Genomic DNA, 14,614 nt, shown 5'->3' on the forward strand with positions numbered 1-14,614 from the left:
ATTCAATTGGATTGTTGTGTGTTGGTTGGATTGAACTCAGACCTGATCGGGCACTTCCGCAATGACGAACGACACCGCGTAATCGCGCTCGTCGCTGACCGTGATCTTCGCCGTGATGCCGCGTTGCGCGAGCCACTCGGCCAGTTCGCCGGAGGCGGCGATCATCGGCTTGCCGCTCGGCTCGTTGAGCGTCTGCAGCGCGCGCCAGGTCATCGGCCAGCGCATGCCGAGGCCGATCGCCTTCGAGAACGCTTCCTTCGCCGAAAAGCGCGTCGCGAGAAACGCGAGCCCGCGCACTTCCGAGCGCGCGTTGCGCGCGTGATAGATGCGCAACTCGTCGGGGCCGAGCACCTTTTCGGCAAACCGCCCCTTCGTGCGCTTCATCACCGCCGCGACGCGGCTCACCTGCACGACGTCCGTGCCGATTCCGTAGATGGCCATGACGTGCGCGCTCAGCGAGTGTGGATCGACGCGAGGCGCGACGCGACCATGATCGCCTTCATCTCGCGCACGGCGTTCTCCCAGCCCGCGAAAATCGAGTGCGCGACGATCGCGTGCCCGATATTCAACTCGACGATGCCCGGCAGCGCGGCGATCGCCTGGACATTCGTGTAGTGCAGTCCGTGGCCCGCGTTCACCTTGAGCCCGAGCGAGTTGCCGAAATCGACGCTCGACGCGACGCGTTCGAACTCGCGCTGCTGTTCGGCTTCGTCGTGCGCCTCGGCGTAACGGCCCGTGTGCAACTCGATCACGGGCGCGCCCGCTTCCTGTGCCGCGCGAATCTGCGTCTCGTCCGGATCGATGAAAAGCGATACGCGCGCGCCCGCATCGGCGAGCTGCCTGCACGCGGCCTTCACTTCTTCGAACCGGCCCGCGACATCGAGGCCGCCTTCGGTCGTCACTTCCTGGCGCTTTTCCGGCACGAGGCAGACATCGTGCGGCTTGATCTCGCACGCGATGTCGAGCATCTCGCGCGTCACCGCGCACTCGAGATTCATGCGTGTTTTCAAAAGCGGGCGCAGCGTGCGCACATCGGCATCGACGATATGGCGACGGTCCTCGCGCAAGTGCAGCGTGATGGCGTCCGCGCCCGCTTCTTCGGCGGCGAGCGCCGCGCGGATGGGATCGGGATACGACGTGCCGCGCGCATTGCGCAACGTGGCGACGTGATCGATGTTCACGCCCAGATCGATCACGCTCGCCGGCGATGAGAGAAAGAAGCTCATAGTTTTTGCAGGTCGATCAGTATCTGACGGGTGGCGAGCGGCGCGCCGCCCAGGTAGTGGTTCAGCAGGAAGCGCATCAGTGTTTTGCTCTGCGCGGCCGTCTGCGGGCTGGTGTAATCGTCGCGCTCCATGTCGATGAGCGTCTGTCCCGAGATCACCGGCCAGGGCGCGGGAAGGTCGTCCGACGCTTCGCGCACGCCGCGGTCGGGATCGAAGACGTAGCGGCCTTCAGCCTCGACCGGCTGGCGCGTGACGGTGCGCGTGAGATTCATCGCGTAGCCGGTTTCGCGCAGCAGCACGCGCTCGAACGAGCGCAACACCTGCACGGCGGGCTCGTCGTGAGCGAGGCGCGAGAGCGTCAGCACGTAGTGGTTGAAGAGCGCCGGATGCGCGTCTTCGCGCGCGCAGAACTTGACGAGCAGTTCGTTCACATAGAAGCCGCAGAGCAGCGCGTCGCCGGTCAGCGGCAGCATGCCGCCCACCCATTCGGCGGTCGTCAGCGTGCGGACTTCGCCCTTGCCGGACCACGACAGGCCCAACGGCTGAAACGTCTGCAGCACGCCGCGCAACGCGGAATGGGGACGCTTCGCGCCCTTCGCGACGAGCGCGACACGGCCGAAATCGCGCGAAAACACGTCGATGATGAGGCTCGTCTCGCGATACGGATAACTGTGCAGCACGAAGCCCGGCTGCTCGGCGATACGAAAGTCGGAGCGCGGCGCGGCGCGTGGCCGCTTCTCGCCGCTCCCGGTAACGGACGACGACGGCGACGCCCGCTTGCGCTTCGGCACGGCGCGCGTGGCCGGGCGCTCGTCCGCGTCGAAATCGTCGTCGGGACGATCATCGGCGGGCGGAATCATCCGGGCGTCGTTCGAGCCGTCGTCCATGCATCACTCGTAGCCGTATGCGCGCAGGCCGGCTTCGTTGTCCGCCCAGCCGCTCTTCACCTTGACGAAGGTTTCGAGATACACGGGGCCATCGAAGAGCTTCTCCATGTCGAGTCGCGCTTCGGTACTGATCTGCTTCAGCTTCGCGCCCTTCTGGCCGATGATCATCGCCTTGTGACCGTCGCGGTCGACGAGAATCGTCGCGAAGACGCGGCGCAGGCGCCCTTCGGTCTCGAATTTTTCGATGAGCACCGTGCTCGTGTACGGCAACTCGTCGCCGGTCCAGCGAAAGACTTTCTCGCGCAGGATTTCGGCCGCGAGGAAGCGCTCGCTGCGATCGGTCAGATCGTCCTCGCCGTAGATCGGCTCGCCTTCCGGCAAATAGGGCTTCACGACGGACAAAAGCCGCTTGATGTCCTCAGGATGCTTGGCCGACAGCGGCACGATCTCGCGAAATTCGCGCAGCGCCGACATCTGCTGCATGAAGGGAAAAAGCGAATCCTTGTCGCCGACGCGATCGAGCTTGTTGGCGATCAGCAGCGTGGGAGTGCCGGCCGGGATCAGGTCGAGCACTTTCTGGTCGTCGGGACCGAAGCGGCCCGCTTCAATCACGAAGAGAATCGCATCGACGGAAGTCAGCGTCGACGTCACCGCACGGTTCAGCGAGCGGTTGAGCGCGGTGCTATGGCGTGTCTGGAAGCCGGGCGTATCGACGAAGATGTACTGCGCGTCGTCGAGCGTATTGATGCCCGTGATGCGGTGACGAGTCGTCTGCGCCTTGCGCGAGGTGATGCTCACCTTCTGACCGACGAGCGCGTTCATCAGCGTCGACTTGCCGACGTTGGGACGGCCGACGATCGCGACCATGCCGCAGCGGAAACCGGAAGAAGTAGGAGCGTTCATAGATGTGTGCGGCAAGAAATCGTTGGGGCGCGTGTGCGCGATGTGCGCGGCGGCGCGCGTCAGTGGCCGGCGTCGGCGGCACGCACGATGCGGCCCGCGATCACATCCGGGCTCGTGGTGTTGCGCGTCTCGGTGTCGGCTGCGGGCTCGTCGTCGCGATCGTCGGATGGCGCGGGCTTGTCTGCGCTGGCGCTTCGCTCGGACGCCTGCATCGTGTCGCCTTTCGCCGCTTTCTCCGGCTTGTGGATCACGGCGCGGTCGGGCTTGTCGGCGGCGGCATAGGCGCCCGCGGACGGCTCGACATGCGTCGCACGGATCACGGCGAGCGGCGCGGTGGCCGGACGTTCCGGCGCGCCTGCTTGCGCGCCGTGCTGAGCATGATGGCGCTCGCGTCGGTCGGGAGAACGCAGATCGAGTGCCGTCTGAATGCCGGTGACGCCGGGGACCACTTCGGGTTCGACCTGCTTCGCGGCGCGCGCGCCCTTGCGCTTTGGCTTGACGCCGAGCGTCGGCGCGGCGGCCACCACTTCGTCGAGCGCCTTTTTAGCGGCGGCCTGTTCGGCGGCGCGGCGGCTCGCGCCGGAACCCGACACCTTAACGTCGAGCTTCGGCACCGTACATTCGACTTCGAACTGCTGATTGTGCGCGGCGCCGTGAGTCGCGATCACGGTATAAGTCGGCAGCGCGATCTTGTGACCCTGGAGATACTCCTGCAGCAGCGTCTTCGCATCCTTGCCAATGGTGCGCGGATCGATGTGATCGAGCACCGGCGTGTAGAGCCGCTTGATGACCGTGTATGCGGCGTCGAAACCGCCATCGAGGAAGATCGCGCCGAAGATGGCTTCGAGGGTATCGGCCAGAATCGACGGACGGCGGAAACCGCCACTGCGCAGTTCCCCTTCGCCGAGCCTCAGGCCTTCGGACACGTTGAGCGCCTGCGCGATCTCGTAAAGCGACTGCTGTTTGACCAGATTCGCGCGCACGCGCGACAGGTCGCCTTCATCGAGTTTGCTGAATCGTTGGAACAAAAGCGCCGCCACCACGCAATTTAGAACGGAATCGCCGAGAAATTCGAGCCGTTCATTGTGCGTGGCGCTGTGACTGCGGTGGGTCATCGCCTGGCGCAGCAATTCCGCATTGCGAAATTCGTACCGCAGCCGGCTTTCCAACGGAGAAGATGGCATGGAGAGAGTATAACGCGGGCGCGGGGGCGGACGATTCCGCCGGCCGACGCCGGAAAACGCGTGGCGAGACGGTGTTAGCCGCGCTTCTTCACGCCGTTTCGAAGCTTGTTTTAATCGTGACGAACGCCGGTCGTCTGATGGAGACCAACCGGCGTTACTTGCTTCACTGGAACGAACCGATGCGCTTCAGATTGCTGAAGTTCATCCAGATGAAGAACGCGCGCCCGACGATGTTGTTGTCCGGCACGAATCCCCAGTAGCGGCTGTCCGCGCTGTTGTCGCGGTTATCGCCCATCATGAAGTAATTGCCCGGGGGCACCTTGCACGTGACGCCCTGCGCGTTGTAGTTGCAGTTGTCGCGAAACGGGAAGTCGTCCGCGCCGACGACAAACGGCGGCACTTGCGGATTGTTCAGGATCGCGTTCTTGCGGCCGTCGAGGTCTTCCTCGAACTGCTTCGCGTATCCGATGCGCTCGTCATCGAAATAGTCCGGCAGCGGCGTTTCGGGCACCGGCTTGCCGTTGATCGTGAGCTTCTTGTCTTCATACGCGACCGTGTCGCCGGGCAGACCGATGACACGCTTGATGTAGTCGACCGATTCGTCCTTCGGATAGCGGAACACCACGACATCGCCGCGCTTCAACGGGCTGCCGTTCGTCAGCTTGGTGTTGGTGATCGGCATGCGCAGACCGTACTCGTACTTGTTCACGAGGATGAAGTCCCCGACGAGCAAGGTCGGAACCATCGAGCCCGACGGAATCTTGAACGGCTCGACGATGAACGAGCGCACCACGAACACCGCAAGAATCACCGGAAAGAAGCTCGCCGTGTATTCGAGCCACCACGGCTGACGCAGCTTGTCGTCGCGCAGGCGGGCGCGCGTCTGCGCGGCGTTTTCATCAGCGAACCGTTCCCCTACGCGCTCCTGCTGGCGGTCGAACTCCGCCACTGTGGCCTCGGCGGCGCGCCGCCGTTGCGGCAGAAACACAAGTTTGTCGAGCACCCATGCAATACCCGTCAAGACGACGAGCATCAAAAGAATCAATGCGAAATTCATCAATCGCTTCCGGTTGTTATCGTTGTTTGCCTCGCGGCACCAGCATCATTCATCGACGCGCAGAATCGCGAGGAAAGCCTCTTGCGGGATTTCGACCGAGCCGACCTGCTTCATGCGCTTCTTGCCGGCCTTCTGCTTTTCGAGCAGCTTCTTCTTGCGCGTGATGTCGCCGCCGTAGCACTTCGCGAGCACGTTCTTGCGCAGCGCCTTGATGTTTTCGCGCGCGATGATGTTCGAGCCGATGGTCGCCTGAATCGCCACGTCGTACATCTGACGCGGAATCAGTTCGCGCATCTTCGACGCCACTTCGCGGCCGCGATGCTGGCTTTGCGAGCGGTGCACGATGACCGACAGCGCATCGACCTTGTCGCCGTTGATGAGCATATCGACCTTGACGACATCGGCCGCGCGATACTCCTTGAACTCGTAATCCATCGACGCATAGCCGCGCGATGTCGACTTCAGGCGGTCGAAGAAGTCCAGCACGATTTCCGCCATCGGGATTTCGTACGTCAGTTGGACCTGACGGCCGTGATACTGCATGTTGATCTGCGAACCGCGCTTGGCCGTGCACAGCGTGATGACCGAGCCGACATATTCCTGCGGCATGTACAGGTTCACCGTGACGATCGGCTCGCGCACTTCCTCGATCTTCGGCGGCTCCGGCATTTTCGCCGGGTTCTCGACGGAGATGGTCGTGCCGTCGCGCTGCACGACCTCGTAGATCACCGTCGGCGCCGTGGTGATGAGGTCCATGTCGAACTCGCGCTCGAGCCGCTCCTGCACGATCTCCATATGAAGCAGGCCGAGAAAGCCGCAGCGGAAACCGAAGCCGAGCGCCTGCGACACTTCCGGCTCGTATTGCAGCGAGGCGTCGTTCAACTTCAGCTTTTCGAGCGATTCGCGCAGCGCGTCGTACTGGTTCGCCTCGACCGGATAGAGACCGGCGAAAACCTGCGGCTTCACTTCCTTGAAGCCCGGCAGCGGCGCTTCGGCGGCGCGATTCGAGAGGGTGACGGTATCGCCCACTTTTGCGGCCGTCAGCTCCTTGATGCCCGCGATCACGAAGCCCACCTGCCCCGCCGACAGTTGCGCGAGGTTCGTCGACTTCGGCGCGAATACGCCGACGTGCTCGACCGGGTATTGCGCACCGGTCGCCATCATCTTGATCTTGTCTTTCGGCTTCAGCGTGCCGTTGACGATGCGCACCAGCATCACCACGCCGACGTAGTTGTCGAACCACGAATCGATGATGAGCGCCTGCAGCGGCGCGTCCACATTGCCCTTCGGCGGCGGCACTTTCGCGATCAGCGATTCGAGCACGTCCTCGACGCCCAGACCGGTCTTCGCGCTGCAATGCACGGCGTCTGTCGCGTCGATGCCGATCACGTCCTCGATTTCGGCGATCGCGTTTTCGGGATTCGCCGCCGGCAGGTCGATCTTGTTGAGCACCGGAACGACTTCGACGCCCAGCTCGATCGCGGTGTAGCAGTTGGCGACCGTCTGCGCCTCGACGCCCTGACTCGCGTCGACCACGAGGAGCGCGCCCTCGCACGCGGACAGCGAGCGGCTGACTTCGTACGAGAAGTCGACGTGCCCGGGCGTGTCGATCAGGTTCAGGTTGTAGACCTTGCCGTCACGCGCCTTGTAGGTGAGCGCCGCGGTCTGCGCCTTGATCGTGATGCCGCGCTCGCGCTCGAGGTCCATCGAATCGAGCACCTGCGCTTCCATCTCACGGTCGGACAAGCCGCCGCACAACTGGATGATGCGGTCAGCGAGCGTCGACTTGCCGTGGTCGATGTGCGCGATGATCGAGAAGTTTCGAATATGATCCATTCAGTGCCGCAAGCCAAAAAAAGCGAAAAAGGCGCGCCCTCACCAACGCGGAGCACGCCTTGAAAATTTGGGGGAAAACTTCTGCATTTTAGCCGAAAACGGGGGTGGCCCGGCGGATTTCGCCTTTGCCGCACTTACGGCTCACGCGCGCCGAGCACCGCGTACACGGCGCGAAGATCGAGCCGGTACTGGCACAACTCGACGCCGTCGAGCGTGAGCACGGGCACGCGCTCGTCGTAGCGCGCCTCCAGCAGCGGATCTTCGTCGATATCGATCCATTCGATCGCCATACCGTGTCGCGCGGCGATCGGCTCCAGTTCGGCCCGCATCTCCTCGCAGAGATGACACCAGGCGCGCCCGTACAGCACAAAAGGCGCGCCCGAAGACGACGTCATGCGCTTACTTCTGCGCCGGCACGCGCGGGCGCAGCGGCACGAACTGCGTGTTGTCGCCGCGACGCACGAGTATGGCGACCATCTTGCTGGCGTCCAGACCTTGAGCGACTTCCTGGAACTGCTTCGCGCTCGTGATATCCGTATCGCCGATGCGCATGATGATGTCGCCCTTCTGGAAGCCTGCGCGGGCCGCCGGCCCTTCGACGGCATCGATCTGAACGCCGCTCGACAGCTTGAGCGCCTTCTTCTGGTCGGCCGGAATGTCGCTTACCGCCATCCCGAGCGAATTACTCGCGCGCTCCTTCGGTTGCGGCGCCTTCTTCTGCTCGGTCTTCGCGACCTTGTCCGGCTGCATCTCGGCCACGACGACAGACAGATCGCGCGTCTGGCCCTTGCGCCAGACCGTCAGCGTGGTCTTGGTACCGGGCTTGGTGTCGCCGACCATGCGCGGCAGATCGGTCGCGGTCTCGACGTTCTGGCCGTTGAACTTCAGGATGATGTCGCCCGGCTGCACGCCCGCCCGGTCGGCCGGACCGCCCGATTCGACGCTAGATACGAGTGCGCCCTGCGCCTTCGGCAGCCCGAGCGAATCCGCGACATCCTTTGTCACTTCGCCAATCGCCACCGCGATGCGCCCACGCACGACTTTGCCCGACGCCTTCAGCTGATCCGCCACGCGCATCGCTTCGTCGATCGGAATCGCGAACGAGATGCCCATGAAGCCGCCCGTGCGGCTGTAGATTTGAGAATTGATACCGATCACCTCGCCCGCCATGTTGATGAGCGGACCGCCTGAGTTGCCCGGATTCACGGCGACATCGGTCTGAATGAACGGCAAGTAATCGCCCGTGTCACGGCCCTTCGCGCTGACGATGCCCGCGGTCACCGTGTTGTCCAGGCCGAACGGCGAACCAATTGCGAGCACCCACTCGCCGACGCGCACCTTGTTCGAATCGCCGATGGTGATCGCCGGCAGATTCGTCGCGCTGATCTTCACGACGGCCACGTCCGTGCGCTCGTCCACGCCGACGAGCCGCGCCTTGAATTCGCGTTTGTCGGTGAGCGTGACGTAGATGGTGTCGGCATCGTCGACGACGTGCGCGTTGGTCATCACGTAACCATCGGTGGACAGGATGAAGCCCGAGCCGACACCGCTGCTTTGCTCGGAGTTGTCCTGGTTGTCGTCGGGCGCGTTGCGGCTACCGCCCTTGCCCTGGTCGCCGCCGCTGCCACCGCCGCCGTTGTTGCCGCCACCGCCGCCACGCGGAGGCTGACCGGGCATCGGAATGCCAAAGAAGCGGCGAAAGAACTCGGACATATCGCCTTCATCGAGGCCCGGCGGCAGACCGCGCAGGTCGCTGCTCGAACCAACGCGCGAGGTCGTGCGAATGTTCACGACCGAGGGCCCCACCTTGTCGACGAGCGTCGTGAAGTCCGGCAGGTTCACCGTGGGCGCCGCTGACGCAGATTGCGATACGAACGGCAGGCACACGGCGAGCGCCGCGGCCGCGATGAACTTGCGCAGCGAGAAGTTGCTCATATGTAAGGCCGGGATCTGGATTACTTGGAAGGCTTGTATTCTATGGTAGAAGCAAATTGCTGCAATGTGGCTTGCGGCACTTCGCCCAGCAAGGTGATCCAGAAATCCCCGCGGCGCTTCACCAAAACATGCGTGGCGCCGCTATTGCCCGCGCCTTCCTTGCGCGTATTTTTTTCGACCGGCTCGACGAAAACGGAGATCGTCGCGAGGCCATCCGAAAACACGGCCTGATCGACCGGAATCGGCGGTTGGCCCTGCTGGCTCGACGCCATCGGACGGCGAAGCTCGCGAATCTTGCGAAAACCCGCGATATTCGGCGTCAGTTGCCAGCCTTGCGCTTCCATGTCGACCGGCTGAACGGGCGGCCGCACGATGGTCCAGCCCGACGTGCCGCGGATGCCGTTCGCGATCGGCGCCTTGTCGATCGGCCCGCCGATGCGCACTTGCGAGAATGAAAGCTGTTCGAGCACCTGACCGTCCGGATCGAGCGTCTGCGCGCGCAGCAGCAAGCCGGTTTTCGCGTCGGCCCAGAGCTTGTAGGCGAATCGCCAGGAATCTTTCGGATCGAGTTCCAGCACCTGGCTGTCCACGCCCGCGACACGATCGCTGCCCAGAAGCTTCGGCTCGTAGACCGCGAGCACCTGGTCGCCGCTGGTTGCGAGCAGCGCGGGGAAAGAATCCCGGTTCTGCCGATGCTCGACGACGAGAAGATGCCGTTCCGGCACGAACGTGAACATGTCGTCGTCGTGACGCAGCATCTTGCGCGGCGCGCCATCGAGACTTTCGAGCGATTCGTATTCGCCGTCGCCGCGCGTCGCGACATGCGTGATACGCGACGATTGAACCGTCGCGCCGCGTTGATAGACAAACGTCCCTTCGTAATTCTGCTGCTGTGCCGCTTCATGAATGCGGTTGAGCAGGCTGGCGGCTGTCTTGCGAACAGCGGCGGGATCGTCTCCCTGGGCGTAGGAACCTGATGCCGCCGTCAACAACGCGGCTGCGCAGAGCATCAACGCCGGCAGCCGCCCCCAGTATCTTGTTTTATTCAACCGCACATTCAGCATCAAATTATTGGCCCTGCGACGTAGCCGCCGCGCGAATCAAAGGCATGGAACCGGGCATCGAAGGCTGCTGGGAGAATTGCTGATGCGCTTCGAGGTATTGATCGAGATCCGCGTCGCGGATGATGTTCGCTTCCACGATCGGCGTGCGCGTGGTTGCCGCGGGCACCGACGCGAGCGCGACGCGCTGCATCGAATCCGCCGGTGCGACGCTCGCCACCTGCGTGCCGGCTCGGCCGCCCACGCCTTGCAGTTGCGGCACGACGATCCACGTCAGTGTGGCGGCGGCCGCGGCCACCGCAAAGGCCGGCATCACGCGACGGCGCAGCACGCCGCCCCGCGCTTTCGCCGCCGCGGCTGGAGCAAGCACATGCGCTTCGGCCTCGAAGCGCTCGGAGAATGCGGCCATGAACGCACTGCTGCGCGCCGGGCTGACCGCGAGATCGTCGGAACGCAGGGCGTCGCCGATCAGGTGATAGGCCGACCACGCTGCACGTTCGTCGCTTTTCAGGTCCGCGAGAAACTGGCTGACACCGCCCATTTCTTCGAGCGATTCACCGTCGACGAACGCCGACATGCGCTCGCCGCGCAAACCCGCCTGTGTTTGATTCTGCATCGAGACCGACCCCATGATGCTCCCCATCCTTGACCACACCCCGTTGTGACACCACCAACCCAGATATCGCGTCCCTGCCCCTAGGATTTCCGCTGCCTACCAGCGCTTGCCTTCGGGAGTGTCCAACAACGGACGCAATTTTGCCGCAATGGCTTCGCGAGCACGAAAAATTCTCGATCTGACGGTGCCGATCGGGCAATCCATCATTTCAGCGATTTCCTCGTAACTCAGACCTTCAATTTCCCTGAGCGTGATGGCAGTGCGCAATTCCTCCGGCAACAGCGCCATCGCAGCATTGACCGTTTCGGCGATCTGCTTGCTCATCAACATCGACTCAGGCGTGTTGATATCCCTTAGTTGGTCCGCGTCGGAGAAAGTTTCCGCTTCTTCAGCATCGGCCTCGGTAGAAGTGGGAGCGCGGCGGCCCTGTGTCGCAAGGTAGTTCTTCGCCGTGTTGACGGCAATCCGGTAGAGCCAGGTATAGAACGCCGATTCACCCCGAAATTGCGGCAGCGCACGGTAGGCCTTGATGAAGGCGTCCTGGGCGACGTCCTCGACCTCGGCGGGGTCGCGCACGAGGCGCGAGATCAGTCGAATGATCTTGCGGTGGTATTTGGCGACCAGCAGTTCGAACGCGGCCTTGTCACCTTTCTGGACACGCTCGACCAGCAATTGGTCGATTTCTTTTTCGCTCACCTGTGAAATCCGTTTAACTTTGGGTGTTGCGCGGAGGGCTATTGTAGCGTTACCGCCTTTAAGGCAACCGGTACGCTCATGTGCCGTTACAGTCGTTACAGGTGGGAAGCTGCGGCGCGGCGGGCCTGCACCGAGAGTTGCCGAAAGGTATCGGAATCGACGGAATCGGCAGCGACGACGAGCGTTTCGCGCCGCTCACGCGCGTCCAGAACCGTCAGGACGAGGAGTTGTCCACTCCATTGCGCGCATCCCGCGATGCGCGTGTACCGCACCGCCCCGGTCCGGCTCCGGATCGTGAGGCCGTCCGACAGAAGGCCGATGGCCGAAGGCTGAGCCCGCATCCACCGATACGACGCGAGCGCAAGCACCGCCAACGTCGCCGCGCAGGCCACCGATGCATGCCCGGCGTGTTCGGCGTGCGCGAGGACACACTGAAACACCGACGCGCCCACGACACCCGCGAATCCGAGCATCGCGCCCAGCAGAAAACGCGACGGCCGCATCGCGACGCCCGGCGTAGTGCCGATTTCCCGATGCGGCCGATCTTCCCGCGCGCCCGCCATATCGATTCCCTTGATGACGAGCGCGCCGTGCTCAGTGGCGCTTGAAGACGAGGGAGCCGTTCGTGCCGCCGAAGCCGAACGAGTTCTTCACCGCTACGTCGATCTTCATTTCCCGCGCCGTGTTCGCGCAGTAGTCCAGGTCGCACTTCGGATCCTGGTTGAAGATGTTGATGGTCGGCGGCGACACCTGATTGTGGATCGCAAGCACAGTGAACACCGACTCCAGACCGCCCGCGCCGCCCAGCAGGTGACCCGTCATCGACTTCGTGGAGTTCACGACGACCTTCTTTGCCTGATCGCCGAGCGCGCGCGTGATGCCGATCGTCTCGGCGATGTCGCCGAGCGGCGTCGACGTGCCGTGCGCGTTGACGTAGTTCACCTCGTCCGCATTGATGCGCGCGTTCTTCATCGCGTTGACCATCGCGCGGCGGCCACCGTCACCGTCTTCCGGCGGCGCGGTCATGTGGTACGCGTCGCCGCTCATGCCGTAACCGAGCACCTCGGCATAGATCTTCGCGCCGCGCTTTTTCGCGTGCTCGTACTCTTCGAGCACCATCACGCCCGCGCCTTCACCGAGCACGAAGCCGTCGCGGTCGGTATCCCACGGGCGGCTCGCCGTCGCGGGATCGTCGTTGCGTTGCGAAAGCGCGCGCGCCGCCGCGAAGCCGCCGATGCCGAGCGGGGAAACCGTCGCTTCCGCGCCCCCGGCGATCATGACATCCGCATCGCCGTATTCGATCAGGCGCGACGCCTCGCCGATGCAATGCAGGCCGGTGGTGCAGGCCGTGACCATCGACAGGTTCGGGCCCTTCAGGCCGAAGCGGATCGACAGATGGCCGGAGATCATGTTGATGATCGATGCCGGCACGAAGAACGGCGAAATGCGGCGCGGGCCGCGATTGAGCAGCTCGGTCTGCGTGATTTCGATCATCGGCAGACCGCCGATGCCCGAGCCGACCACGACGCCCACGCGCTCCGAGTTCTCATCGGTGATCTCGAGGCCGCTGTCCTGCACGGCCTGGACGCCCGCGGCAAAGCCGTAATGGATGAAGGTATCCATATGGCGCGCCTCTTTGGCGGGCATGTAGTCTTCGATGTTGAAGCCCTTCACCTCGCCGGCGAAACGCGTGGAGAAGTTCGTCGCATCGAACTTCGTGATATTGGCGATGCCCGACTTGCCCGCGACCAGATTGGCCCAGCCGTCGGCAACAGTATTGCCGACAGGCGAAACGAGCCCCAGGCCTGTAACAACAACTCGACGACGGCTCACGGTAACCCCTTATCCATAGAATGACGAAAAACAAAAGCCACAGCGGCCACAGGAAACGCCCTGTGTGCCCTGTGGCTGTCAAATCGGTTTGCAGCGACGATGCATCAACTGGTTGAGCGATGAGTCGCTGGCGCGTCCGGCCTCAGGCCTTGACGTTCGCGCGAGCGTAATCGATCGCTTGCTGAACCGTGGTGATCTTTTCGGCCTCTTCATCGGGAATTTCCATGCCGAATTCGTCTTCCAGCGCCATCACGAGTTCGACCGTATCGAGCGAGTCAGCGCCCAGATCGTTCACGAACGATGCTTCGTTCTTGATTTCGGCTTCCGCCACGCCCAGTTGTTCGGCGACGATCTTCTTCACGCGCTGTTCGATGTTGTCCATGCAGCCCTCCGAGGGAAAAAAGTTCAAAAATACGAGTGCGCGCATTTTATCAGGTTTGGACCCGCAAAATACGGCGCGTCAGTTCCATGCTCCGTCGTCCGACGCCCTTCATCAAGAGGGCTGTCGCCGCAGTCGCATCACTTTGTCACTGCCGCGCTGAAGCGGTGCGCACGAAGCTTCTTGAGCATTTCGCGCGCCCGTCCCGGCGCGGATATTAAGCGAAATTCAGCGAAATGCCTATTAAGGCGTTACATGTACATGCCGCCGTTCACGTGCAGCGTGGTGCCCGTGATGTAGCCGGCAAAAGGCGATGCCAGGAACGCCACAGCATGCGCGATATCTTCCGGCGCGCCCAGTCGGCCAAGTGGTATCTGCGCGGTCAGCGCGGTGCGCTGCTCTTCCGGCAGCACCTTGGTCATGTCCGTGTCGATGAAACCCGGTGCGATGCAGTTCACGGTGATGCCGCGGCTGCCGATTTCACGCGCGAGCGCGCGCGTCATGCCCGCGACGCCGGCCTTCGCCGCGGCGTAATTGGCCTGACCCGGATTACCCGACGAACCGACCACGGACGTGATGTTGATGATCCGCCCGCCGCGCGCCTTCATCATCGGGCGCAGCACGGCCCGCGACAGACGGAAGACCGCGCGCAGGTTCGTGTCGATGACGGCGTCGAATTCGTCGTCCTTCATGCGCATCGCGAGCTGATCCTTCGTGATGCCCGCGTTATTGACGAGCACGTTCAGCGCGCCGAATTCCTTCACGATGCCGTCGATGAACGCATCCGCCGCGGCCGCGTCGTTCACGTTCAGCACCGCGCCGCGGCCCTTGCCGCCGGCTTGCTGCAACGCTTCGCTGATGCCGGCCGCGCCGCTTTCGCTCGTTGCCGTGCCGATGACCGTCGCGCCCTGCTTCGCGAGTTCGAGCGCGATCGCGCGTCCGATGCCGCGCGACGCGCCCGTGACGATTGCTACTTGATTCTGCAGACTCATGTCGTTGTT

At 63.3% G+C, this 14,614-nt stretch carries 16 protein-coding genes; all 16 read right to left on the bottom strand.

Annotation, left to right across the window (positions count from 1 at the left end; translation table 11 throughout):
• Positions 1–36 precede the first annotated feature (36 nt).
• Positions 37–441, bottom strand: coding sequence for a holo-ACP synthase (gene acpS / locus NCS58_RS10240; protein WP_061120550.1), 405 nt, complete (start codon positions 439–441; stop codon positions 37–39).
• A gap of 11 nt (positions 442–452) precedes the next feature.
• Positions 453–1,226 carry a pyridoxine 5'-phosphate synthase gene (pdxJ, locus tag NCS58_RS10245; RefSeq protein ID WP_061120549.1) on the bottom strand — a complete coding sequence of 258 codons (774 nt, stop codon included), beginning with the start codon at positions 1,224–1,226 and terminating at the stop codon, positions 453–455.
• Positions 1,223–2,113: a DNA repair protein RecO gene (gene recO / locus NCS58_RS10250; RefSeq protein ID WP_250538375.1), complete on the bottom strand. Its 891-nt coding sequence runs from the start codon at positions 2,111–2,113 to the stop codon at positions 1,223–1,225. The genes pdxJ and recO overlap by 4 nt, the downstream gene beginning before the upstream one ends.
• 3 nt (positions 2,114–2,116) lie before the next feature.
• Positions 2,117–3,016 (bottom strand): GTPase Era, encoded by a 900-nt coding sequence (era, locus tag NCS58_RS10255; protein WP_061120547.1) that lies wholly within the window; start codon positions 3,014–3,016, stop codon positions 2,117–2,119.
• A 59-nt stretch (positions 3,017–3,075) separates the two neighbouring features.
• Positions 3,076–4,200 (bottom strand): ribonuclease III, encoded by a 1,125-nt coding sequence (gene rnc / locus NCS58_RS10260; protein ID WP_250538376.1) that lies wholly within the window; start codon positions 4,198–4,200, stop codon positions 3,076–3,078.
• Positions 4,201–4,363: 163 nt separating this feature from the next.
• Positions 4,364–5,257, bottom strand: a complete 894-nt coding sequence (gene lepB, locus NCS58_RS10265; protein ID WP_250476882.1) for a signal peptidase I — start codon at positions 5,255–5,257, stop codon at positions 4,364–4,366.
• A gap of 45 nt (positions 5,258–5,302) precedes the next feature.
• A complete protein-coding gene (lepA, locus tag NCS58_RS10270; protein ID WP_250476883.1) occupies positions 5,303–7,093 on the bottom strand; it encodes a translation elongation factor 4 in 1,791 nt (596 codons plus the stop codon).
• Between the two features lie 134 nt (positions 7,094–7,227).
• Positions 7,228–7,488 (bottom strand): glutaredoxin family protein, encoded by a 261-nt coding sequence (locus NCS58_RS10275; RefSeq protein WP_061120544.1) that lies wholly within the window; start codon positions 7,486–7,488, stop codon positions 7,228–7,230.
• 4 nt (positions 7,489–7,492) lie between these two features.
• Positions 7,493–9,028, bottom strand: coding sequence for a DegQ family serine endoprotease (locus NCS58_RS10280; RefSeq protein WP_250476884.1), 1,536 nt, complete (start codon positions 9,026–9,028; stop codon positions 7,493–7,495).
• A gap of 20 nt (positions 9,029–9,048) precedes the next feature.
• A complete protein-coding gene (locus tag NCS58_RS10285; protein WP_250476885.1) occupies positions 9,049–10,092 on the bottom strand; it encodes a MucB/RseB C-terminal domain-containing protein in 1,044 nt (347 codons plus the stop codon).
• 4 nt (positions 10,093–10,096) lie between these two features.
• Positions 10,097–10,720, bottom strand: coding sequence for a sigma-E factor negative regulatory protein (locus NCS58_RS10290; RefSeq protein ID WP_250476886.1), 624 nt, complete (start codon positions 10,718–10,720; stop codon positions 10,097–10,099).
• An 81-nt stretch (positions 10,721–10,801) separates the two neighbouring features.
• The gene (gene rpoE / locus NCS58_RS10295) at positions 10,802–11,401 is read right to left on the bottom strand and encodes an RNA polymerase sigma factor RpoE (RefSeq protein ID WP_035501673.1); all 600 of its coding nucleotides are present in this window, start codon (positions 11,399–11,401) and stop codon (positions 10,802–10,804) included.
• Positions 11,402–11,496: 95 nt separating this feature from the next.
• Complete coding sequence (locus tag NCS58_RS10300; RefSeq protein ID WP_250476887.1) at positions 11,497–11,964, bottom strand: protein YgfX; 468 nt, start codon at positions 11,962–11,964, stop codon at positions 11,497–11,499.
• Between the two features lie 31 nt (positions 11,965–11,995).
• The gene (gene fabF / locus NCS58_RS10305; protein ID WP_061120541.1) at positions 11,996–13,234 is read right to left on the bottom strand and encodes a beta-ketoacyl-ACP synthase II; all 1,239 of its coding nucleotides are present in this window, start codon (positions 13,232–13,234) and stop codon (positions 11,996–11,998) included.
• A gap of 142 nt (positions 13,235–13,376) precedes the next feature.
• Positions 13,377–13,616 carry an acyl carrier protein gene (gene acpP / locus NCS58_RS10310; RefSeq protein ID WP_004197638.1) on the bottom strand — a complete coding sequence of 80 codons (240 nt, stop codon included), beginning with the start codon at positions 13,614–13,616 and terminating at the stop codon, positions 13,377–13,379.
• Between the two features lie 248 nt (positions 13,617–13,864).
• Positions 13,865–14,605: a 3-oxoacyl-ACP reductase FabG gene (gene fabG / locus NCS58_RS10315; RefSeq protein WP_061120540.1), complete on the bottom strand. Its 741-nt coding sequence runs from the start codon at positions 14,603–14,605 to the stop codon at positions 13,865–13,867.
• Between the last annotated feature and the right edge of the window lie 9 nt (positions 14,606–14,614).

It is taken from the genome of Caballeronia sp. INML3B (assembly GCF_023631305.1).
GTDB classification, from domain to species: domain Bacteria; phylum Pseudomonadota; class Gammaproteobacteria; order Burkholderiales; family Burkholderiaceae; genus Caballeronia; species Caballeronia turbans.